Origin of the sequence: Dialister succinatiphilus YIT 11850, from assembly GCF_000242435.1 — a bacterium.
Lineage (GTDB): Bacteria > Bacillota > Negativicutes > Veillonellales > Dialisteraceae > Dialister > Dialister succinatiphilus.
Genome location: NZ_JH591188.1, coordinates 83,583 through 105,386, shown reverse-complemented (window position 1 = coordinate 105,386; position 21,804 = coordinate 83,583). Strand labels below are relative to the sequence as shown.

Below are 21,804 nucleotides of genomic sequence, written 5' to 3'. Positions count from 1 at the left end.
GCTCCTCCAAATTGTGTTCGCTGCTGTGACTGCAGTTCGCTGCGCACCGCTAACGCGTTCCCCCAATCGCCTGCGCGATGAAAGTGTCTCACTGGATTTTCGCTCGCCTTCGGCTCCCTACAGCACGGCTATCAGCGACTCACGACAATTTGTGCGTCGCTGGCGCTCCTTCAAATTGTGTTCGCTGCTGTAACTCCAGTTCGCTTACTTTTCCCTTGCAAGCAAGGGAGGGTCAACTTCTGCGGCGAAGCCGCTGGACCTCAACTCTCAAATCTCAAATCTCAAATCTCAACTCTATCCCTTTCTGCTATAATGACAATATATTGACTGAAAGAAAGGAACTTCCATGGCCCTGTCCCATAACTTTACGTCCGGTCCCATTGCGGGGCCCCTTTTCCTCTTTGCCCTGCCCGTCATGGGGGCCCTGCTGCTGCAGTCCCTCTACGGGGCGGTGGATCTTTTCATCGTGGGCCATTTTGCCAGTTCCGCCGATGTGTCCGCCGTGTCCACGGGGTCCCAGATTCTCCAGACCTTTACCATGCTCACCGCCAGCTTCTCCATGGGCATCACCATCCTCCTGGGCCAGTACATAGGGGCGGGCCGGGGAAAGGAGGGAGGCACCATTGCGGGAAGCGGCATCTGCCTCTGCCTGCTGCTGGGCCTGTTCTTCACATTCTGCCTCACCGTCTTCGCCCCCACCTTTGCGGGATGGATGAATGCGCCTGCCGAGGCTTTTGAAAAGACGGTGTCCTATATCCGCATCTGCGGCGGCGGCATGGTGGTCATCATCTGCTACAACCTCATCGGCAGTCTGTTCCGGGGCATTGGGGACTCGAAGACCCCTCTCATGACCGTGGCCATCGCTTCGGTTTTCAATACCTTCGGCGATCTCCTGCTGGTGGCTTTCTTCCACCAGGGCGCCGCCGGAGCAGCCCTCGCCACCGTGGCTGCCCAAACCCTGTCGGTGGTGATTTCCTATGTCATCATAAAAAAGAGGGGACTTCCTTTCCCCTTCTCCCTGTCCATGGTCCGCCTCCATGGGGCCACGGCCCTCCGAATCGTGAAACTGGGTCTCCCCATCGCCCTGCAGGACCTGCTGGTGGGGCTGTCGTTCCTTCTCATCATGTCCATCGTGAACCGCATCGGCCTCACGGCGTCTGCCTCCATCGGGGTGTCGGAGAAAATCTGCGGCTTCATCATGCTCATTCCCGGATCCTTCATGCAGTCCATGAGCGCCTTCGTGGCCCAGAACGTGGGGGCCCAGAGGTTCGACCGGGCGGAGAAAGCCCTGTTCTCCGGCATCGCCATGGGCCTGGCCGCGGGGGTATGCATGTTCACCCTTTCCTTCTTCTACGGCACCCACCTCACCGCCCTCTTCACCTCCGACGAGGCGGTGGTGCTGGGCGCAGCGGATTATCTGAAGGCCTACGCCATCGACTGCCTCCTCACTTCCGTGCTCTTCTCGTCCATCGGTTTCTTCAATGGCCTCGGCATGACGAGGTTCGTCATGGTCCAGGGCATCGTGGGAGCCTTCGGCGTTCGGGTACCGGTGTCCTACCTCATGAGCCTGGAAGTACCGCCCCGGCTCTTCCACATCGGCCTCGCCACGCCGGCATCTTCGGCGGTACAGATCCTGCTCTGTGTGATCGCTTTTCTTTACGTGAAGGAGAAAAGAAAGAATTGAGAGTTGAGTGAAGAGAATTGAGGTCCCGCGGCTGCGCCGCAGGCTGACGTCTTATCTTTCGGGGTGCATTGGCGGTAAAGCTGCTTCCTGTCTGATATCTGACTGTCGGAGCCGTCTGACGTCCCAGCCGTGGAGTGGCTGGATTTCAACTCTTTCGGAGAAAATGTCATAGTCATCTACCAGAAAGATCCCTCGACTCATCGAAGCTGTAGCGATTTTTAATTTTGCAATCATTCAGCCTGCAGCCACCCGAGGGGAAGCGTGTCACTGGATTCTCAGTCGCCTGACGGCTCCTTATGAATCCAGTTCCCTTGCCACCGCTCGAGATGACGGGGACTGGTCGGTGTTATCAGGGAAGGTGACGAAGTCACTGGACCTCAACTCTCTTTCCTCAACTCTCAACTCTATTTCCCCAACTCTCAAATCTCAACTCTATTTTTTCCCAAAAGCAGTATAATAAGGTTACCTTACATCAAAAAGGAGGGGAGACTATGAAAAATTGGAAGTCCATCGTGTACCTGGTCTGCGCCATCCAGGTGGGCGCCGGCATATCCATGGTGGGAGTCATGTCATTCCTCCCCCTTTTCCTGTCGGAGCTGGGACTGACGGACCCCGGGGAAGCGGCATTCTGGGCGGGCCTCATTACCGGGGTGACTCCCTTCATGATTGCCCTGTCCGCTCCTTTCTGGTCCATCCAGGCGGACCGGCGGGGGCCAAAAGTGGTGATGACTATCGTCCTCTCTGCGGTGACGCTGTCCTCCCTGGCCTCCGGCTTTTCCACCGCCCCCTGGCAGATTCTCATTTTCCGCACCCTCCAGGGCCTGGTGGGAGGCTTTGTCCCCATCGGCCTTTCTATCGTAGCCACGGTGACACCGGAGCATAAAACCTCCTGGGCCATGGGCTATTTCCAGGCCGCCATGGTGATGGGCATCATGTTTGGCCCTCTCCTGGGTGGGTCCATTGCCGATACCTTCGACTATCGGACGCCTTTCTTCTTCTTTGCCTTTCTCGCTTTCCTCTGTCTCCTTTCGGTGCAGTTCTTCCTGCCTCCCATCCATCGGAAAGGGGCCAGTAAAGACCGGTCTTCCACCTTCAGCCAGATCCTGTACTTCATGAAGATCCCCCGGGTCCGGATCATGACATTCATGCAGTTCCTCTGTAACTTCGGCATCACCGGCATCGGACCTATCCTTCCCCTGTACCTGAAGCAGATGATCGGCACCAGCTCGGACCTAGTAGCCACTATCGTGGGATTCATCATCTTTATTTCCGGAGGCTGCAGCGCCTTCATGTCCCTGAACGTGGGCCGCCTCACAGAACGGATCCGTCCCCACCGCCTCCTCATCGGCGCCACGATTTTTGTGGGATTTACTTTCTTCATGCAGTACCATATGCATACCGTAGAAAGCCTCGGCTTCTGGCGGGCCATTACCGGCATGGGCATGGGACTCATTGCCCCCTGCACGAATACCATCATCGCCAAGTCCGTACCGCCGGAAACAAGGTCCATCGTCTTCGGCGTGGTGTCCAGCATATTCCTCATGGGCAACGTGGCGGGTCCGGTGTGCTCCGGTGCCCTGGCCCGGTGGCTGGGCTACCCCTCGGTTTTCTGGTCCACGGCCATAGCCTTCTGGCTCGCCGCCTTCGTGATTCTGTGGAATTTCAGGAAGGAATGATCGAGGCCCTGTGGCCAGGCAGCGTGTAAACAGGCGAGGGCTCCTAGCTGCTAGCAACTAGCTTTCAGGAAAGATGGTCCGCCTGCGGCGCAGATCCCGCCTCTTCGAGGCGGATCCATCCCCTGCCCTTCGGGCTGCCGCCGTTTGGCCTAAAAGGAAGGCGCTTTGATGGGCAGGCTAAGCGCCTTTTGTATTTCAGGCCAAACTTGGAGGTCCTATGCAGGACCTCCATCTCTAAGGGGGCACGGGTAGACGGTTTCTTTCACAAAAGTAAGAGTCTCCATGTTAGACAGTCCCCAGCATGCAGCCCCTTAGAGAAGGGGCGCGCCAAAGGCGCAGGATGGATGCGGCGCAGCCGCGGAATCTTGACTCTCAATTTTCCCAATAGCTTTTATTACAACTATAGAGGGAGGGTAAATCATGCGTATCTGTAAGAACACCGATTTAAAAAAGCGGGCCAGGGAATTGCGTAACCATATGACGCCCCAGGAAACGCTCCTGTGGAATGCCTGCCTCAAACGGCTTCCCGTACAGATTTACAGACAATACATCATAGAGAACTACATCGTCGATTTCTTCTGCCGAAAGGCGAAACTCGTCATCGAAGTCGACGGACTGCAGCACTACTCTATGGAAGGCATGAAGTATGATGAACGTCGCAGCAGCCGGATAGAGAAATATGGCATCCTTGTCCTTCGTTTTTCAAACCTGGATATCGACCATAACCTGAAGAATGTGGGGCAGTATATCGATAATATCATTCGGGAACGCATGGAGCGTCTGGATGATGAATCGGATGAATAATCAAGAAATTCCCCTGCTTCGCAGGTACCGCCTCTTCGAGGCGGATCCATCCCCCGCCCTTTGGGCTGCCCCCTTCTCTAAGGGGGCGCGCTTTTAACGGTTGCCTCGATAGAAGGGCTAACGTTCCATGTGAGACAATCCGTACCCATGCAGGCCCTTGGAGAGGGGCCGCGGCAAAGCCGCAGGATGGATTGATGGGATTTGTACGAATCCCCTGCTTCGCAGATCCTGCCTCTGCGCGGCAACCCACCCACCCGAAGGGAAAGCGACTCACTGCATTCTCAGTCGCCTGCGGCTCCTTACGAATGCAGTTCGCTGCGCACCGCTGACGCGGTCCCCCCTCCCTTGCGAGCAAGGGAGGGTTAACTTCTGCGGCGAAGCCGCCGGACCTCAACTCTCAACTCTCAACTCTTTCTTTTTCAATTCAAAAAAGCCGTGAAAAAGTTTTCTTACTTTTTCACGGCTTTTCCTATATGCTCAGTACAGGATATGGGCGATGACGAATCCTGCCACGCAGGCGGTGAAGACGCCGGTAAGACCGGGGAGCATGAAGGAGTGGTTCAGTACGAATTTCCCGATTCTCGTGGTACCGCTCCGGTCAAATCCGATGCACGCCAGGTCCGACGGATAGGTGGGCAGGAAGAAGTAGCCGTAGCAGGCGGGAATGAAGGACAGGACCATCACCGGGTCCATGCCCAGTTTCAGCGCCATCGGCATGACGATAGCCACGGCGGCACCCTGGGAATTGACCAGTTTCGACGTAAAGAAGAGGACCAGTGCGTAGGCCCAGGGGTAGTTGGTCACCACGGTGCCCAGGAAGCCCTTCAGCACCCCCATCTGGCTGGCGAAGTAGGTATCCGCCATCCAGGCTACGCCGTATACGGAGACCAGAGCCACGATGCCGGCACGGAAGACCTGGCTGTTTCCCACTTCCTTCGCCTTCGTGTGGCAGGCGAAGAGGATGATGGAAGAAACGAAGAGCATCACCATCTGGATGACGGTGGTCATGGAAATGGCCTTCATCTTACCCTTGGCGTCGGCAAAGTGAGGCAGGAGATCCGGGAAGTTGCCGAGGATGGCAATGCATACGATACCCAGGAGGAAAATGATGGTGGCCCGGTAATAGGAGGCGGGCAGCTTTTTCCCCTGCAGGGATTCCTGTTCCCCGTATACGTAGTCCCGCTGTTCCGGGTCCTGGATCATTTTCTGGAAATTTTCATCATCCGCCAGGTCCTTGCCCCGGTGGTAGCTGATGAGGGCCGCGCAGAGGACGCCGATGAGGGTAGCCGGCACGGAAACCGCCAGGATCTGGAGCAGGGAATACTGGTATCCCGCTGCCGCCATGAAGCCTACGATGGACACTACAGCCACCGATACGGGAGAAGCGGAAATGCCCATCTGGGAAGCGATGGAAGAAACCGCCATGGGCCGTTCGGGACGAATATTTTCTTTGATGGAAATATCATAAATAATGGGGAACATGGTGTATACCACGTGACCCGTACCGCAGAGCACCGTCAGGAACCAGGTAGTCACCGGTGCCAGTATGGTAATATGCTTCGGATTGTTCCGCAGGAACCGTTCCGCCGCCTTCAGCATCACCGTGAGACCACCGGAGGTCTGCAGGAAGCCGGCACAGGTCACCACGGCGAGAATGGTCAGCATGACACCGATAGGCGGAGAACCGGGCTTGAAGTGAAAAATAAAAGTGTACACCATGAGGCCGATGCCGGAAATCACAGCCAGCCCGATGCCTCCGTGCTTGATGCCCATAAACAGGCAGGCAAGCAGCACAATAAACCCCAGAATCAATTCCATTCGAATCCCTCCATAAATAATATACTTTTATCCCCATCAGATGAGATTAAGTATACTATATTATGGAATTTTATCTAATATCTATTACGCATAGCAAACCTATTATCGTATGCTATATAATCATGCATGGAAAAAGAAGAACAGAGGAGCAAGAGGGAAGAGAATGGTCTGGCAGGGACGCCGGGTCTCAATGTTTCACTCAATTCTCAATTCTTTCCCAATCATGCAGCCCCTTAGAGAAGGGGCGCACCAAAGGTGCAGGATGGATTGATGGGATTTGTACGAATCCCCTGCTTCGCAGGTCCCACCTCTGCGAGGCGGATCCATCCCCCGGCCTTTGGCCGCCGCCGTTTGACTTAAAAGAATAGAGTCAAACTTTAGCCGCTGCGCAGTTCGCTGCGCACCGCTGACGCGGTCCCCCCTCCCTTGCAAGCAAGGGAGGGTTAATTTTTGCGGCGAAGCTGCGGGGCCTCAACTCTCAAATCTCAATGTTACTCTTCTACGTCCTATGGAGCCGTCGGTTTCGTCATATGCATAAAAAATAAGAGTGCCACCCATTGGATGCAGCACTCTTATACGCGGCGAAGCCGCTGTAGATCTAGACCTAGACCTAGACCCTATACACTATGCGGACCCTTCCATACTTTCCCGGTCATGAGATACCGTACCGCTTCTTCCAGCCGTTCGGCGCCGTGGACGAAGTGGTTGCCCCGGTTGGCCTGGTAGAGGACTTCCTTACCTTCTTTTGCGATGATATCCCGCACCGCCAGGGTATCTTCTTCTACCTTCGCCATTCGGGGGTTGCGGACTCTTTTTTCTTTATCCCCCAAGGACAGGTAGATTTTCTTTATGCCGGAAGAAAGGGGATGGGCTTTCAGGTAATCCACAAACCCATCGAACCAGAGGGAGCCGGAAATGGAGGCGATGGCCTCAAGGCTGTCCTTTTTCGTACCCATGTAGAGGGCAAAGAGGCCGGACATGGAAATGCCTGCCATCATGCGATGGAGGGGCCTGCCGGAAAAGGTGCTCTCCTTCAGAAATACTTCCTGCTCCAGGAAATCGGCAAACCGGTCTGCGCCGCCGGAGAAGTCTTCTTCCCCCCTGAATACCTTCGGCGCCGGCCAGGGAGAAAGGTCCCCGTTCCAGTCCATGCCATCGATAGAGGCAAGGAGCACCGGGAATTCATCGGTGAGGAAGTATACCTCCTCCGTCACCGGTTCCGGCTGGGGAATATAAATAATGGATTCTGCCTCCGCTTTTCCGTACACCCTGATGGAAAGGGGACCGGCGGTAAAGGATGTGAGATGGTTCATGGTGGGCTCCTGAAAATTGAGATTTGAGGTCCAGCGGCTTCGCCGCGGTTTGTCATGCAGATGGACAGAGTCAATTGTGCGGGGGCTTCTAGCTTCTAGCGTCTAGCAGCTAGGAAAGCTGATTCGCCTATGGCGCCAGGCCTGCTGGTTCGATGGCTTCTCATGCCATAGGCTGTCCAGTTTTTCCTAACAGCTAGAAGCTAGCAGCTAGCTGCCCCGTGCTGATGACTCTGCCCATCAGCATGCTCCCCATTACTTTCCCTTAAACTCAGCCTTCCTCTTTTCCAGGAATGCCGTGATGCCTTCTTTGAAGTCTTCGCTGCCGGAGCACTGGGCGAGGTACACTGCTTCGTCCTTCATATAGTCCTCAAATCCCTTGTACAGGCTGGCGAACATGAGCTTTTTCATATTTCCATAGGCCAGGAGAGGCCCTTCCGTCAGTTTTTCCGCAAAGGCCATGACAGTGGGCATGAGGTCTTCCTTCGTGGTCACTTCTTTCACCAGGCCGATTTCGAGGGCTTCCTTGGCGGAGACCGGGCGGCCGGTGACGAACATGTCGAAGGCCCGGTGGCTTCCCACCATGCGGGGCAGGAAATAGACGCCGCCGGTATCGGGACAGAGGCCGATGCCTACGAAGGCCTGCAGAAATTTCGCATCGTCGGCAGCGAAAATGAAATCACAGGCAAAGGCCAGGTTGGCAGCCCCGCCGGCTGCGGCACCTGCCACAGCGCAGATAATGATTTTCCTCATTTTCTTCATGTACAGCACGATTTCCGACAGCTTCCCTGCCAGAGGCGCCATGGACTTCTTCGAAAAATCCGGTTCATCGCAGTGGGCCTTCATATACCGGATATCGCCGCCGGCGGAAAAGGCCCGGCCGGCACCGGCAAGCACCAGTACCTTCACCTCCGGATTTCCTTCCGCTTCCTCCAGAGCCTCTGCCAGCTCTCCTGCCATCACCATGTCCAGCGCATTCAGAGTAGGCCCGTAATCCAATGTAATAGTTTCGATGCCTTTTGAAAGGGATGTATGAATTCTTTCGTAAGCCATGACTGCCTCCTTCGGGAAACAACGGGAACATCTTTATATATTATATCATTCATATAAGGACCTTTTACAGAAATATCTTTTCCGCCAGAAAGGCCCCCAGGGCCACCAGCAGCAGGCCGCAGGCCAGCTGGGCGAACAGGTACCCCAGCCCCTCCAGCCATCGCCCGGAAGCCCAAAGCTGCAGAGTTTCATTCATAAAGGAGGAAAAAGTGGTGAGGCCTCCCAGAAATCCGGTGATAAGAAAAGCCGCCGCCCCCGGCAGAGGATACACCCGGGAAAAAAGGACCCCCAGTATGCCTATCAGGAAGGACCCGGCACCGTTCACTGCCAGGGTGCCGTAAGGGAAAGACGTCCCCATCCAGCCTGCCATAACAAGGGTAGTCATATACCGGCACAGGGCGCCCAGAGCCCCGCCGGCAGCCACCAGCAAAGGATATACATAGTTCATCATCATGCCTCCATAAAAAAATCTCCTGCCCCCTGAAGGAAATGGATTCGCAGAAGAACCCGATTCCAGGGGGACAGGAGTCATCAGCTCAAAGAGCATTCGGCCTACGCCCGGCGAACTCCATCGCCGTTTGCGGGTTTTATTGTACCACAGGGAAAGGGGATTTGAAAGGGTACTTGCGCATCCTTTCAGACGGTGAGCCGGCAGAAGGAAGGCACCTCTAATTTTCTCGTTTCCCCTTGAGGTGGCAAGGGAACTGGATTCATAGGGGAGAGAAGCGACCCGCGAATCCAGTGAGTCAGTGACAGCAGAGGATGAAGGAGCGCCAGCGACGCGCAGAATGTAGTGAGTCGTTTCCCCTTTAGGGAGCGATGAGTCTTATCATTCCGCTTCGCGGAATAGTGGAAAGCCTTTATACCCGCGCCCGCGGCGGCCCCTTCCCTTTCGGGAATGCTACCTGTCTCATGTCTGCCGTCTGACTATCTGATATTTTCCGGCGGTCAGCGGATAGCTGACAACGGAAGCCACCTCCACCGGCCCGCTATTTCACCATGTCCCAGAACCGATCCTTTTCTTTCCGGAGAGCGGCGAAGAGACGGGCCCGGAGGCGATAGTAGGAAGCGCGGCTCATGTTCATTGCCTTTCTCACATCTGCCGCCTTCTCTCCCCGAAGAAGGGCCGAAAGAAGATCCCTTTCCTTCTTTGAAAGAGGAAGGTCTGCTGCGATTTCTTTCAGCACTTCCAGGTGATCCCTGCCGCCTTCAGATTCGTCGGCTATGTTCTCTATGCCCGCCAGAGACTGGAGCTCCACCGACCGCCGGCGCATCATTCTTTCCACCAGATGCACTTTTTCCCAATAGAGCCGCTGCCGGATGTAGTAGGGAAAATAGGTACCCCTTTCCGGCGTAAAGGCCCTGACGCCTTCCAGAAAAGACACCGCCAGATCCTGCCGGATATCCTCCCAGTCCATCCGGGTCTCTCCGGCGCACAATTTTCTAAAAAGAGGCTCGTAGCGGTCCATGAGATCCTCCATGGCCTTCCGGTCTCCGCCTTTGGCTTTCTCAATCAGTTTTCTTTCTTCTTCATAGAACTTTTCCTTTGTCATATGCTGTCCGTTTCCGGCATGCCTTTTTGTATTCCGCGGTTGTACTCAGCATATTCGGAAACAGCATAGAACGCAAGTTCTATAAAGCATCATGGAAAGGGGCATTCCCCTGTTCCATCTTCTATAAGGAAAAGAAAGGCCCCTGCGTTTCATGGCAGGGGCCTTCAAGCTCTTGGGTAAAAAGAGGAAACTGATTTTTGGGGGACACGCCCTTTCGGGCGTGAGGGTTGACGGGGCTTCGCCCCGAAGGTTCTTAAGGTTCGTAAGTTTGACGGCCTTTCAGGCCGAGGGTTGTGGTATCGCCCTTCGGTGCACAGCGAACACATTTTGAAGGAGCGCTAGCGACGCGCAAAAAGTAGTGAGTCGTTTCCCCTTTAGGGGGCGATGAGTATAAAGTCAGCGTTATGAGGGAGGGTTCTTAAGATGGACCGGCCCTATGGGCCGGAGGGTTCGTAAGTTTGACGGCCCTTCGGGCCGAGGGTTGTGGTATCGCCCTTTGGGCGATGAGTATGAAGTCAGCGTTACGGGATTGGCTTTTTGTATCATATGGTATGATAAGCATTCTGGTAATTGGCTCGCTGCGCTCGCCTCCCCCTATCCGGCTTCGCCGGACTTTCCACCTAAAGGTGAAACGACTCACTATGATTTGTGCGTCGCTGGCGCTCCTTCAAATCATGTTCGCTGTGCATCCACGGGAAAGCGTGTCACACGATTCTCAGGTCGCTTCGCTTCCTTACGAATCGTGTTCCCTTGCCACCCCTATTCAAGGGGCAGAACAACCTGTGCTTAAAGTAGAGTCACTTATCAAAAGATAGCGTCACGAAGCTTTATTGTCCCCCTGCCGCAGGCGGTATAGGCATATATATGATGGCGCCGAAGGCGCCGTACCTCCCCAGCGGGCACGGTCAGCCAACCAATAGGTAAGCCCTTTAATGGGCAGGCTAAGGGCCTACTTTGGCCGACTTGGAGGTCCTATGCAGGACCTCCACAGTACTTCATACCTCCCGAGGGCGAGAGCCCGGAGCCCGTCCGGGAGGCGTCAGCCGGTCCCGGACAGAACCCTTGGCGCCCAGGGCCAAAGGCCCGGCGGCGCCATCAACCCTCACGCCCGTAAGGGCGTGTCAACCTTCGGGATTACAGCTTCCCGCCGATTCTTCACAAAACCCATAGTTTTCGCTGCCTCGTCAGCGCCTTTGTATCACTTCCCGAATTTCTCTTCGAAGGCTTCTTTTTCCGCTTCTTCTCTTGTTTTTCCCTCTTTCATGAAGCGGCGGATTTCTTTTTCCATGGCTTCATAGTCTCTGGGGATGATGCGGCTGATTCTGGGGAGGAAGCGGTTCCACTGGGCCAGGATTTCTTCTGCACTTTCGCTTCTGGTGGAAATGTAGTGCTCTTCGATGAGTTTCCTCACTTCTTCCGCTTCTTCTTCATGATCCAGGGGGCCGGTGTGCACCATTTCGTGGTTCAGTTTCCTTTCGTCCAGGTCCACTACGTAGGCCACACCGCCGGACATGCCGGCTGCCAGGTTGAGGCCTGTGCTTCCCAGAATGACCACCCGGCCGCCGGTCATGTATTCCAGGCCGTGGTTGCCCACGCCTTCCACCACCACCGTGGCGCCGCTGTTTCTCACACAGAACCGTTCGCCGGCCCGGCCGGAGACGAAGGCTTTGCCGCCGGTGGCGCCGAAGAAGGCTACGTTTCCGATGATTACATTGTCTTCTGCTTTGAAGGCGGCTTCCCGAGGCGGATAGATGATGATTTTGCCGCCGGAAAGGCCTTTCCCTGCGTAGTCGTTGGCATCCCCTTCCAGGGTGAGGGTGAGGCCCCGGGGAATGAAGGCGCCGAAGCTCTGTCCGGCAGAGCCGACGAAGGAGAGATGGATGGTGTCTTCCGGCAGTCCTTCTTCGCCGTACCGTCTTGAAATTTCACTGCCCACCAGGGTGCCGGTGACGCGGTTGGTATTTTTGATGAATAGCTTGGCCCGTACCGGCTTGCCTTCTTCCAGGGCCGGCCGGCACATGCGTACCAGTTTGGCCATGTCCAGGGTCTTTTCCATCTGGTGGTCCTGGGGGGTTGTGAAATGGTGGCCCACGGAAATATCGGTATAGGGCCTGAAGAGGAGGGCGTCCAGGTGGAGGGTGTCAGCCTTGGCGTTGCCGGTGAGGCCTTTCTGCTTCAGCCGGTCGTTTCTTCCTACCATGTCTTCCAGGGTATGGAAGCCCAGGCGGGCCATGATTTCCCGAAGGTCTTCGGCCACAAAGCGCATGAAGTTTTCCACATATTCCGGTTTTCCGGCAAACCGTTTCCTCAGTTTTTCATTCTGGGTGCAGATGCCTACGGGGCAGGTATTCCTGTTGCAGACCCGGTACATCTGGCAGCCCAGGGCGATGAGGGGGCCGGTGCAGAAGCTGAAGCGCTCTGCGCCCAGAAGGGCCGCCATGGCCACGTCCCGGCCGGTGAGAAGTTTTCCGTCCGTTTCCAGCTTTACCCGGTCCCGGAGCTGGTTCAGCAGGAGCACCTGCTGCACTTCGGCCAGTCCGATTTCCCAGGGAAGACCGGCATGGCGCATGCTGGTTCTGGGGGAGGCGCCGGTGCCGCCATCATAGCCGCTGATGGTGATGCCGTCGGCCTTGGCCTTCACCACGCCGGCAGCAATGGTGCCTACACCGCTACCGGCAGTGAGTTTCACATTGATTTCCGCCTTCGGATTGGCATTTTTCAAATCGAAGATGAGTTCGGCCAGATCTTCGATAGAGTACACATCATGATGGGGCGGCGGGGAAATCAGGGATACGCCGGGGGTGGAGCGGCGAGTGCGGGCAATGGCAGGGTCCACTTTGCTGCCGGGAAGGTGGCCCCCTTCGCCGGGCTTGGCCCCCTGGGCGCACTTGATCTGGATTTCCGAGCCATGCACCAGGTAATTACCGGTGACGCCGAAGCGGGCAGTGGAGACCTGCTTGATTTCATCGTTCAGGCTGCTGCCGTCGGGCAGGGGCGCAAAGCGTTCGGGGTCCTCGCCGCCTTCGCCGGTGTTGCTGCGGCTGTGAAGATGGTTCATGGCTTTGGCAATGCATTCATGGGCTTCCTTACTGAGAGCACCGTAGCTCATGGCACCGGTGCGGAAGTGGGAAATCAGGGAGTCCGCGCTTTCTACTTCTTCGATGGGAATGCTGCAGCCGGCAGGATAGGTGAAATCCAGGAGATCTCTGAGCCGGATCAGGGGCCCGTTCACCTTTTTGGCATAGAGTTTGTAGATTTCATAGCTTCCGGTGCGGCAGGCCTGCTGCAGAAGGCGGATGGTTTCGGCCGAGAGGATATGAGGTTCGTCGCCGTTTCTGCGGTATTTGAACACATCGCCGGGCGGAAGGCCTCTCTTCCTTTCATAGGCCTCTTCATGGCGTTTCCTGTTTTCTTCTTCTATGTCCATAAAGCCCAGGCCGCCTACGGGAGAGGTGGTTTCTCCAAAGCAGGTGTCTGCCACTTCCTTCCCAATGCCCAGGGCTTCAAAAATCTGGGCGCCGTGGTAGCTTTTGACTGTGGAAATCCCCATTTTCGACATCACTGCCAGGATGCCTTTCACCGAAGCGTCCATGTAGTTCCTGAGGGCTTCCTCCACCGTCACCGGTCCCAGTTTTCCTTTTTCCGCCAGGTCCGCTGCCGTGTCCAGGGCCAGGTAGGGATTGATGGCGGTGGCGCCATAGCCGATGAGGGTGCAGAAATGGTGTACTTCCCTGGGTTCTCCGGACTCCAGGATAATGCCCACATCGGGCCGCACTTTTTCACGGATCAGGAAATTGTGGAGTCCTGCCGATGCCAGAAGGGCAGGGAGGGCCAGATGGTCTTTGTCCACGCCCCGGTCCGACAGGATGAGGATATTGTGGCCCGACTTCACCGCTTCCAGGGCTTTATCAAAGAGAGCATTCAGGGCTTTCTCCATTTCCCCTTTCCCGTCGGTGTAGAGAAGGGACAGCACCACCGGACGAAGACGGTCGTCCTGCAGCTCTTTCACCGCTTCCATTTCCTCATTGGTCAGAAGGGGCCGGTCCATGGCCAGGGCGGCGGTACCCTTTTCGTCGGGGTCCATAATGTTGGCCATATTGCCCACATAGACGGTGGAAGAGGTGACGATGGACTCCCGGATGGCGTCGATAGGCGGATTGGTGACCTGGGCGAAATTCTGCTGGAAATAATCGTAGAGAAGCCGGGGCTTTTCCGACAGCACCGCCAGCGGCGAATCCATGCCCATGGCTCCCACCGGGTCCTTGCCGGTCTGGGCCATGGGGATAATCATATCCCGCATATCTTCCTGGGTATAGCCGAAGGCCCGCTGCTCTTCCTCCAGATGCGCCGGTGCCTTTCTTTCTTTCTTCGGCAGGTCTTTCAGGTCCAGAATATGCTCCCTGCACCAGGTGCCGTAAGGATGGGCCCTGGCCATGGTATGCTTGATTTCCTCATCACTTACAATGCGCTGCTGAGAGGTGTCGATGAGGAAAATCTTTCCCGGCTCCAGACGGCCCTTGTAGAGCACCTCTTTCTGGTCCACCGGTACGGCGCCTACCTCGGAGGACAGAATGACCCGGTCATCTTTCATCACATAGTACCGGGCCGGACGAAGGCCGTTCCGGTCCAGCATGCCGCCGATGGACACGCCGTCACAGAAGCAGATGGCCGCCGGTCCGTCCCAGGGTTCCATCATGAAATTGTGGTACCGGTAAAAATCCTTCTTCTCCCGGCTCATGGAGGAATCCTTCTCCCAGGGCTCCGGAATCATAACCATCATGGCATGGGCTAGGGAATGGCCTGCCATATGGAGATACTCCAGGCAGTTATCAAACATGGCAGAATCACTGCCTGTATCGTCTACCACTGGGAAAGCCCGGGTGAGTTCCGGATAATCCGAGGGCCGGGACTTGCTCTCCCGGGCATTGAGCCAGTTGATATTGCCGCGGATGGTATTGATTTCCCCGTTATGCACAATGTAGCGGTTCGGATGGGCCCTGGCCCAGCTGGGGAAAGTATTGGTGCTGAAGCGGGAATGAACCATGGCCATGGCGGTCTTGAAATCCAGATCCGACAGGTCCAGATAGAAATGGCGCATCTGGTCGCTGGTAAGCATGCCTTTATACACAATGGTTTTGGAAGACAGGCTGGCAATATAGAAATCCGTACCCATGCCCTCGGAGAGAGGAATGATTTTCTTCTCCGCCCGCCGCCGGATAATGTACAGCTTCCGCTCGAAATCCATGGACTCTGCCAAGTCCGGATTTCTTCCGATAAACACCTGCAGGAAATGGGGCCGTATGCGCTTGGCCTCCTCGCCGATGAGACTTTCATCGATGGGCACCTCCCGCCAGCCCAGCACCGTCTGTCCCTCGTCCTTCACGATATCCTCAAAAATCTGCTTCTGCTCCTCCCGGAAATCATGATAGCGGTGAGCAAAAATCATGCCCACCCCGTACTGCCCCTCCGGAGGCAGGCGGAATCCCAGCACCTCGCACTCCCGATGGAAAAACTCATGGGGAATCTGGGTCAGTATCCCGGCGCCGTCGCCGCTCTTCTGGTCCGCTCCCTCGCCGCCCCGGTGCTTCAGGTTTTCCAGAATCTTCAAGGCATCATCCACAATGCCATAGGAACGCTTTCCCTTGATATTTGCCACAAAACCGATACCGCAGGCATCATGCTCATTCCTCGGATCATACAGCCCCTGGGGCTTTGGTAAATCTCTCCATACATCTCCCATACTCCGCGCCTCCCGTAGAAACAAAAAACCGGACAGGCAGCTGAAAAGCTGCTTCGTCCGGCATCGGAAAACTTAAGTTGTATTTTGTATTATAGCACTATGATAAAGTGAGGTAAATAGGGAAATCGCAGCCTGCGGCACGAGGGTTCATAGGGTTCAGAGGGAAAGGTTCTTAAGATGGATGGGCCTTCGGCCCAAGGGTTCTTAAGTTTGACGGCCTTTCAGGCCGAGGGTTGTGGTATCGCCCTTTGGGCGATACTTATAAAGTCAGCGTTACGGGATTTACTTTCAGTGTCATATGACATGATAGGCATTCTGCGGATTGGCTCGCTCGCCTCCCCCTATCCGGCTTCGCCCTTGGACACACCTCCGGTGTGAGGGTTCATGGGGTTCAGAGGGGAAAGGTTCTTAGGATTGACCGGCCCTTGGCCGGAGGGTTCGTAAGTTTGACGGGGCCTTTGGCCCCGAGGGTTGCGGATTGCCCTTCGGTGCGCAGCGAACACATTTTGAAGGAGCGCTAGCGACGCGCAAAATGTAGTGAGTCGTTTCCCCTTTAGGGGGCAATACTTATAAAGTCAGCGTTATGAGGGAGGGTTCTTAAGATGGACCGGCCCTATGGGCCGGAGGGTTCGTAAGTTTGACGGGGCCTTCGGCCCCGAGGGTTGTGGATTGCCCTTCGGTGCACAGCGAACACATTTTGAAGGAGCGCTAGCGACGCGCAAAATATAGTGAGTCGTTTCCCCTTTAGGGGGCAATACTTATAAAGTCAGCGTTACGGGATTGGCTTTCTGTGTCATATGGCATAGTAAGCATTCTGCTGATTGGCTCGCTGCGCTCGCCTCCCCCTATCCGGCCTCGCCGGACTTCCCCCTGTTCAGGGGGCAGAATAAAGCTCCGCGAAACACTTTCTTCATAAGCGGCTCTACAATAAGCACGGGTTATTGTGCCACCTCGCAGAGGGGGTGGCAAAGGAACTGGATTCATAGGGGAGCTGTAGGCGACCCGCGAATCCAGTGACATGCTTCCCACCGGGCAAGGTGGTGGCGCCAGCCACCAAAGGGGGAATGCATTTCCTCGAGCGAAGCGAGGCTGGCCTGTTTTCCCACGGGCGAAAGCCCGGTTGTGAAGGTTTTTTATAAAAGGGCGCCTTCTATCAATTAAAAGGCGCCCTCCACAACCCTCAGCGGCATAGCCGCTGTCAAACTTAAGAACCCTCGGGGCGATAGCCCCGTCAAACTTTAGAACCCTCACGCCCCAAAGGGCGTGTCCCCATCCCTATCTTCCACTCCCCCTATTCCCATCCATAGGATATAATAAAGGAAATCTATTCCCTAAGGAGCACGAAATGATACAGGAAACAGCCTATGCCAAAATCAACCTCACCCTGTCTGTAGGTCAAAAAAGGACGGACGGATACCATGACATTGATTCCGTCATGCACTCTATCTCCCTCTCCGACACCATTACCCTGGAAAAGGCAGACACCACCACCTTGACCGTCGTCAAAGGCAGCGCCCCGGAGGGCAGGGACAATCTCATGGTGAAGGCAGCGGAGCTTTTTCTCCGGAAAAAGCAGCTGCCCGGCGTTTCCATGACCCTTGCCAAGGAAATCCCCTCCCAGGCGGGTATGGGTGGCGGATCCTCTGATGCGGCCGCTGTGCTCCGCGGCCTCGCTGCCCTGTATGAAACCGGCGACTCCCCTTCCGACCTGGCCGCCATGGGTGCTTCCCTGGGCGCTGACATTCCCTTCTGCGTGGCCGGCGGCGCCGCCCGCTGCGAAGGCATCGGCGATAAGCTCACCGCCCTTCCCCCCTGGGAAGGGCTTCCTCTTCTCATCATCCGCCCCCAGACCTCTGAATCCACCGCCAGAGCCTACGCCGCCATCGACGCCCTTCCAAAGCGCCTGAAAGACAATACCGGCAGCTGCATCAGGGCCCTGGAAACAAGAAACCTTCCCCTTCTTCTTTCCTCCCTGGCCAATGACTTTGAACCGGCCCTTTTCCCGCTGGACCCCATCCTCCGGGAAACTGCCTGCGCCCTTCACGCCCTTTCCCGCCCCGTCCTGATGACCGGCTCCGGCTCCGCCTTTTTCATGATATTGGAAAATGAAGGTGAAGGAGCATCCCTCCGCCGGGAGCTCCAAAAGGCCCATCCCCTCTGGTTTGTAGAAGAAGCAGAAACTACGGGCCCCGCCCTGCCCGAAAAAGGCTGAACCCATTCCTGCCACCGGGCGAAGCAGGAATGTTGCCCGCAGTAAGTGAAAATCGGAAGGCCTTCGCTGCCTTTGGAATCACCGGCAAGAGGACGCAAAACCTCCCATGGCTTCTTTTTCACATTTCAAATTCTTTCACGCAAAAAGCCGCGGATTTCTCCGCGGCCTTTGCCTTTATGCCTCAGCCTTCTACGAGGTCACCGGTATCGATTCTCCGAATCCCTGCCAGAGGCATGGAGGAGAGACCTGCCAGGGCGGTCCCTGCATCCAGGAGCTCCTGGTCGGTGGCGCCCAGTTTGATCTGTCCCAGAGACATGGTCTTCACGGCGGTTTTGCCGTAGCTGTTAGTCCCGTTTTCGAAACGAATCTGAACCTTTACGTCGTATGCTTCCTTTTTCACTGCCATAGTATGACTTCCTTTCTACCTTCACAAAAACTTACGCCAGCTCTTCTTCGGAGGTGGTAATCACAGTGGCTTTTTCCAGGCCCGTCACATCTGCTCCTGCGCTGGTGACGAGGACTGGAATCATTTTCGCTGCTGCCGCTTTGACTTCGTCCAGAGTCACATTATCCCTGGGATTGGCCAGGGTAATGGTCATGGTGGATTTACTGTTGGTTTTGAATACGAGTGCCAGATTTTTCATGGGTATCCTTCCTTTCTAAATGAAATCTCCAGGAGAACCGCAGAAAGCCTACCGCCCGGGCCGGCTCCGCTCTCTCCGTTTCTCTGTGTACATAGTCCGGTGATGGAATGGCCAGTCTCAAAAAAAAGGAAATAAAAAAACTCTCCCCTGCTTTTCCATTTCCCCTGTGCCGGTTCTTTTCAAAATTCACTGCCGAAGCACTTTCCCCTGCGCCGCCAGGAAACATCTGTCATTCCCTCCGCCCCTCCTGCCGGACCTTTCAGGAAAGAGCGCCCTTCCTTGCGGCCCTTATTTCCATTTGTTATGATATGCTCGTAAAACAGACTGAAAGGATGATTCGATGACTGCTGATAGGAAAAAAGGGCTCCTCTCTGCCTCTGCCGGCTCCGTCTTCTGGGGCAGCAGCGGCATTGCAGGCCAGTTCCTTCTAATTAATGAACATATAGCCCCTGCATGGCTTACCTTTTTCCGGCTCCTGACCGCCGGATTTCTTTTACTTCTTCTGACCCATTTCTTCAAAGGAAATCTATTCGCCCTATGGAAGGACCGGAAGGATCGCCGGGACCTCCTCATTTTCAGTGCCTTCGGCATGCTGGGCACCCAGTACGGCTACTTTGCCTCCATCCAATACAGCAATGCGCCTACTGCCACCATTCTGGAATACCTCATGCCTATCCTCATCATTTTCTGGTACTGCCTGTCAGAAAAGAGGCAGCCCCGGATGATGGAGATTTTCTGCGCCTTCTTCGCTATAGCCGGCACGGCCCTCATTGCCACGGGCGGTGACTTCAAAAGTCTCGCCATTTCTGAAAAAGCCCTTTTCTGGGGCCTTCTGTCGGCTCTGGCCTGTGCCCTCTATACGGTGGAACCGGTGCGCATCATTAAGAAATACGGAGCGCCCCTAGTGGTAGGCTGGGGCATGTTCACGGCCTCCTTCTTTCTCCTGCCGGTGACAGCCCTCACGCCTTTCACCGGCACCGTGGATACGTCCGTGCTCCTTGCCTTCGCTTATGTGGTCATTTTCGGCACGGTCTGCTCCTTTGTTCTCTACCTCAGCAGCGTGGCCTATATCCTCCCCACGGAAGCCAGCATTATTTCTGCCATCGAGCCGCTGTCCTCCATTCTTTTTTCCTTTCTCATCTTCCGCCTCACCTTCGGCTTCTGGGAGCTCCTCGGCATGGCCCTCATCATCCTGGCCGTGGCGGCAGTGGCAAGGAAATAAGGGCCCATCCGCCAAAAGACTCTGCCCGCCGTCATCCATGCGCTTTGCAGATTTGCGGGGAAACCGTATTTCCACAGGCAGTAAGGCTCAGACGCCTTTGGCGCCCAGAAGTAAGCCGCCCCCTCACACCGAAAGCGTGCCCTTTGGGCGCGCTTTTTTAAACCCTTTGACCCTCTCCCGAGCCAGCGGCTCCGCAGCATCAGCCCTCCCTGTCCCCTGTCCTACATATTGACGCAGGTCAATCTATGTGCTATGCTCTTCAATATATTGATGTCGGTAAATACGAGGAGGTCCCTAAACCTATGCCAAAAGAACAAATCATCATGCTGAAGGCCATCACCGATGAAAGCCGCCTTCGCATTATCAAACTGCTTGAGCAGGGCGAACAATGCGCCTGCGTGCTTCTGGAAAATCTCCATTTTTCCCAGCCCACTCTGTCCCACCACATGAAAGTACTCTGTGAGGCCGGTCTGGTTAACAGCCGAAAAGAAGGCAGATGGGTGTACTACTCCCTGAACCAGACCAAAGGCCGGGAGCTCGCCCGGTTCATCGAGGAGCTGTTTCAAGTGACAGACACAGGAGATGACCATCATGCATGCTGCTGATACAGAAAAAAATATGAGCTTTTTCCAGCGCTATCTCACCCTGTGGGTGCTGATGTGCATGGCACTGGGCGTGGCCCTGGGCCATTTCCTTCCCGCCCTGCCCCGCTTTCTGGGGCGCCTGCAGATAGACGGCATTTCTCTTCCCATGGCAGTGCTCATCTGGGTTATGATTTACCCCATGATGATTAAAGTCGATTTCCAGAGTATCAAACAGGCCGGAAGAAATGGAAAAGGCCTTCTGGTGACCTGGGTGACGAACTGGCTCATTAAGCCCTTCACCATGTACGGCATTGCCGCCTTTTTCTTCTTCCACCTGTTTGGCGCCTTCATGGATCCGGAGCTGGCCAGACAGTACCTGGCCGGCGCTGTCCTTCTGGGCGCCGCCCCCTGCACGGCCATGGTCTTTGTGTGGAGCACTCTCACCCATGGAAATCCGGCGTACACAGTGGTCCAGGTAGCCACCAACGACCTGATCATCCTGGTGGCCTTCGTGCCTATTGTGAAATTCCTTCTGGGTGTTTCCCAGGTATCCGTTCCCTACGACATTCTCTTTGTCAGTGTCTTTCTTTTCGTAGTCATTCCTTTATCCGGCGGCGTACTGACCCGCCGCCTGGTGGTGAAGAACCGCGGCGAAGCCTATCTGGATAAGGTTTTCGTCCACAAATTCGACCATGTAACCACGGCAGGCCTTCTTCTCACCCTGGTCATCATCTTCAGCTCCCAGGCGGACATGATCCTTTCCAATCCCCTGCACATCCTTCTCATCGCAGTGCCCTTAACCATTCAGACCTTCTTTATCTTCTTCCTGGCCTATGGAGCTGCCCATATGCTGAAGCTTCCCTTCTCCATCGCCGCCCCTGCCGGCATGATCGGCGCTTCCAATTTCTTTGAACTTTCCGTAGCGGTGGCTGTAGCCCTCTTCGGTGCCTCCAGCCCCGCCGCCCTGGCCACCACCGTAGGCGTCCTCACGGAAGTCCCGGTCATGCTCACCCTGGTCAGAATCGCCAACCATACGAAAGGATGGTTTTCCCATGAATCATAAACCGGTGATAGCCTTCCTCTGCACCCACAACGCCTGCCGCAAGGGGCCTCCTCCCTTTGAAGTGAGATTTCTCCGCACCCCAGCACTTTCGTCTATATGACAGGGAAACGGAAAGAATACCTGCGTCAATTCGTTTCTTGTAATAAGTATAGGAAACAGCTGACAAAGACAATAAAATGAATTTCATAGTGACCGCTGCAGCAAAAAAGCACCTTTGAGAAATCTCAAAGGTGCTGATTTTATCATGGTGCGCTTGGGGAGATTCGAACTCCCGACACACGGTTTAGGAAACCGCTGCTCTATCCAGCTGAGCTACAAACGCATTAGTTTTATTTTACAAAAAGAATGGGATTTTGTAAAGGGTGACATATGGCCTGCTGTCCGCTTACCGCCGGATGGTGCGCCCCATTCCTGAAAGCAGGGACGCCTCGGAAGAAGAGC

The 21,804-nt window shown here is 55.5% G+C and carries 15 protein-coding genes, 1 tRNA gene and 1 riboswitch; of the genes, 7 read left to right on the top strand and 9 right to left on the bottom strand.

Features of this window, described 5'->3' with window-relative positions:
• Positions 1-346: 346 nt before the first annotated feature.
• The 3 genes from HMPREF9453_RS05845 to HMPREF9453_RS05835 all read left to right on the top strand — a co-directional run bounded on the left by HMPREF9453_RS05845 (position 347) and on the right by HMPREF9453_RS05835 (position 4,164).
• Positions 347-1,684, top strand: coding sequence for an MATE family efflux transporter (locus HMPREF9453_RS05845; protein WP_008859638.1), 1,338 nt, complete (start codon positions 347-349; stop codon positions 1,682-1,684).
• Between the two features lie 491 nt (positions 1,685-2,175).
• A complete protein-coding gene (locus tag HMPREF9453_RS05840) occupies positions 2,176-3,360 on the top strand; it encodes an MFS transporter (RefSeq protein ID WP_008859637.1) in 1,185 nt (394 codons plus the stop codon).
• A 420-nt stretch (positions 3,361-3,780) separates the two neighbouring features.
• Entirely contained in the window at positions 3,781-4,164 is a 384-nt protein-coding gene (locus HMPREF9453_RS05835) for an endonuclease domain-containing protein (protein WP_008859636.1), read from the top strand.
• 477 nt (positions 4,165-4,641) lie between these two features.
• On the opposite strand, the gene HMPREF9453_RS05830 is transcribed toward HMPREF9453_RS05835, so the two are convergent.
• From HMPREF9453_RS05830 to gltB, 6 genes are all read right to left on the bottom strand, one after another.
• The gene (locus HMPREF9453_RS05830; RefSeq protein WP_008859635.1) at positions 4,642-5,982 is read right to left on the bottom strand and encodes an anaerobic C4-dicarboxylate transporter; all 1,341 of its coding nucleotides are present in this window, start codon (positions 5,980-5,982) and stop codon (positions 4,642-4,644) included.
• A gap of 617 nt (positions 5,983-6,599) precedes the next feature.
• A complete protein-coding gene (locus HMPREF9453_RS05825; protein ID WP_008859634.1) occupies positions 6,600-7,295 on the bottom strand; it encodes an alpha/beta hydrolase in 696 nt (231 codons plus the stop codon).
• A 252-nt stretch (positions 7,296-7,547) separates the two neighbouring features.
• Positions 7,548-8,345: an enoyl-CoA hydratase/isomerase family protein gene (locus HMPREF9453_RS05820; RefSeq protein WP_008859633.1), complete on the bottom strand. Its 798-nt coding sequence runs from the start codon at positions 8,343-8,345 to the stop codon at positions 7,548-7,550.
• Between the two features lie 64 nt (positions 8,346-8,409).
• A complete protein-coding gene (gene crcB / locus HMPREF9453_RS05815) occupies positions 8,410-8,796 on the bottom strand; it encodes a fluoride efflux transporter CrcB (protein ID WP_050805706.1) in 387 nt (128 codons plus the stop codon).
• Positions 8,797-8,860: 64 nt separating this feature from the next.
• A riboswitch (Fluoride riboswitch) is annotated at positions 8,861-8,930 on the bottom strand.
• A 404-nt stretch (positions 8,931-9,334) separates the two neighbouring features.
• Positions 9,335-9,898 (bottom strand): helix-turn-helix domain-containing protein, encoded by a 564-nt coding sequence (locus HMPREF9453_RS05810; protein ID WP_008859631.1) that lies wholly within the window; start codon positions 9,896-9,898, stop codon positions 9,335-9,337.
• A 1,198-nt stretch (positions 9,899-11,096) separates the two neighbouring features.
• Positions 11,097-15,638 carry a glutamate synthase large subunit gene (gltB, locus tag HMPREF9453_RS05800; RefSeq protein WP_008859629.1) on the bottom strand — a complete coding sequence of 1,514 codons (4,542 nt, stop codon included), beginning with the start codon at positions 15,636-15,638 and terminating at the stop codon, positions 11,097-11,099.
• A gap of 1,345 nt (positions 15,639-16,983) precedes the next feature.
• Between gltB and ispE the strand changes: the two genes are divergently transcribed.
• Complete coding sequence (gene ispE / locus HMPREF9453_RS05795) at positions 16,984-17,850, top strand: 4-(cytidine 5'-diphospho)-2-C-methyl-D-erythritol kinase (RefSeq protein ID WP_008859628.1); 867 nt, start codon at positions 16,984-16,986, stop codon at positions 17,848-17,850.
• A gap of 181 nt (positions 17,851-18,031) precedes the next feature.
• Here ispE and HMPREF9453_RS05790 read toward each other — a convergent pair whose 3' ends face one another.
• Both HMPREF9453_RS05790 and HMPREF9453_RS05785 read right to left on the bottom strand, forming a co-directional pair.
• Positions 18,032-18,256, bottom strand: a complete 225-nt coding sequence (locus HMPREF9453_RS05790) for a DUF1659 domain-containing protein (RefSeq protein WP_008859627.1) — start codon at positions 18,254-18,256, stop codon at positions 18,032-18,034.
• A 31-nt stretch (positions 18,257-18,287) separates the two neighbouring features.
• Positions 18,288-18,494 carry a DUF2922 domain-containing protein gene (locus tag HMPREF9453_RS05785; RefSeq protein WP_008859626.1) on the bottom strand — a complete coding sequence of 69 codons (207 nt, stop codon included), beginning with the start codon at positions 18,492-18,494 and terminating at the stop codon, positions 18,288-18,290.
• Between the two features lie 340 nt (positions 18,495-18,834).
• Between HMPREF9453_RS05785 and HMPREF9453_RS05775 the strand changes: the two genes are divergently transcribed.
• The 3 genes from HMPREF9453_RS05775 to arsB all read left to right on the top strand — a co-directional run bounded on the left by HMPREF9453_RS05775 (position 18,835) and on the right by arsB (position 21,363).
• The gene (locus HMPREF9453_RS05775) at positions 18,835-19,716 is read left to right on the top strand and encodes a DMT family transporter (RefSeq protein ID WP_008859624.1); all 882 of its coding nucleotides are present in this window, start codon (positions 18,835-18,837) and stop codon (positions 19,714-19,716) included.
• Positions 19,717-20,018: 302 nt separating this feature from the next.
• Positions 20,019-20,321: an ArsR/SmtB family transcription factor gene (locus HMPREF9453_RS05770; RefSeq protein WP_008859622.1), complete on the top strand. Its 303-nt coding sequence runs from the start codon at positions 20,019-20,021 to the stop codon at positions 20,319-20,321.
• A complete protein-coding gene (gene arsB, locus HMPREF9453_RS05765) occupies positions 20,308-21,363 on the top strand; it encodes an ACR3 family arsenite efflux transporter (protein ID WP_008859621.1) in 1,056 nt (351 codons plus the stop codon). The genes HMPREF9453_RS05770 and arsB overlap by 14 nt, the downstream gene beginning before the upstream one ends.
• A gap of 245 nt (positions 21,364-21,608) precedes the next feature.
• On the opposite strand, the gene HMPREF9453_RS05760 is transcribed toward arsB, so the two are convergent.
• Positions 21,609-21,685 (bottom strand) — tRNA-Arg (locus HMPREF9453_RS05760).
• Between the last annotated feature and the right edge of the window lie 119 nt (positions 21,686-21,804).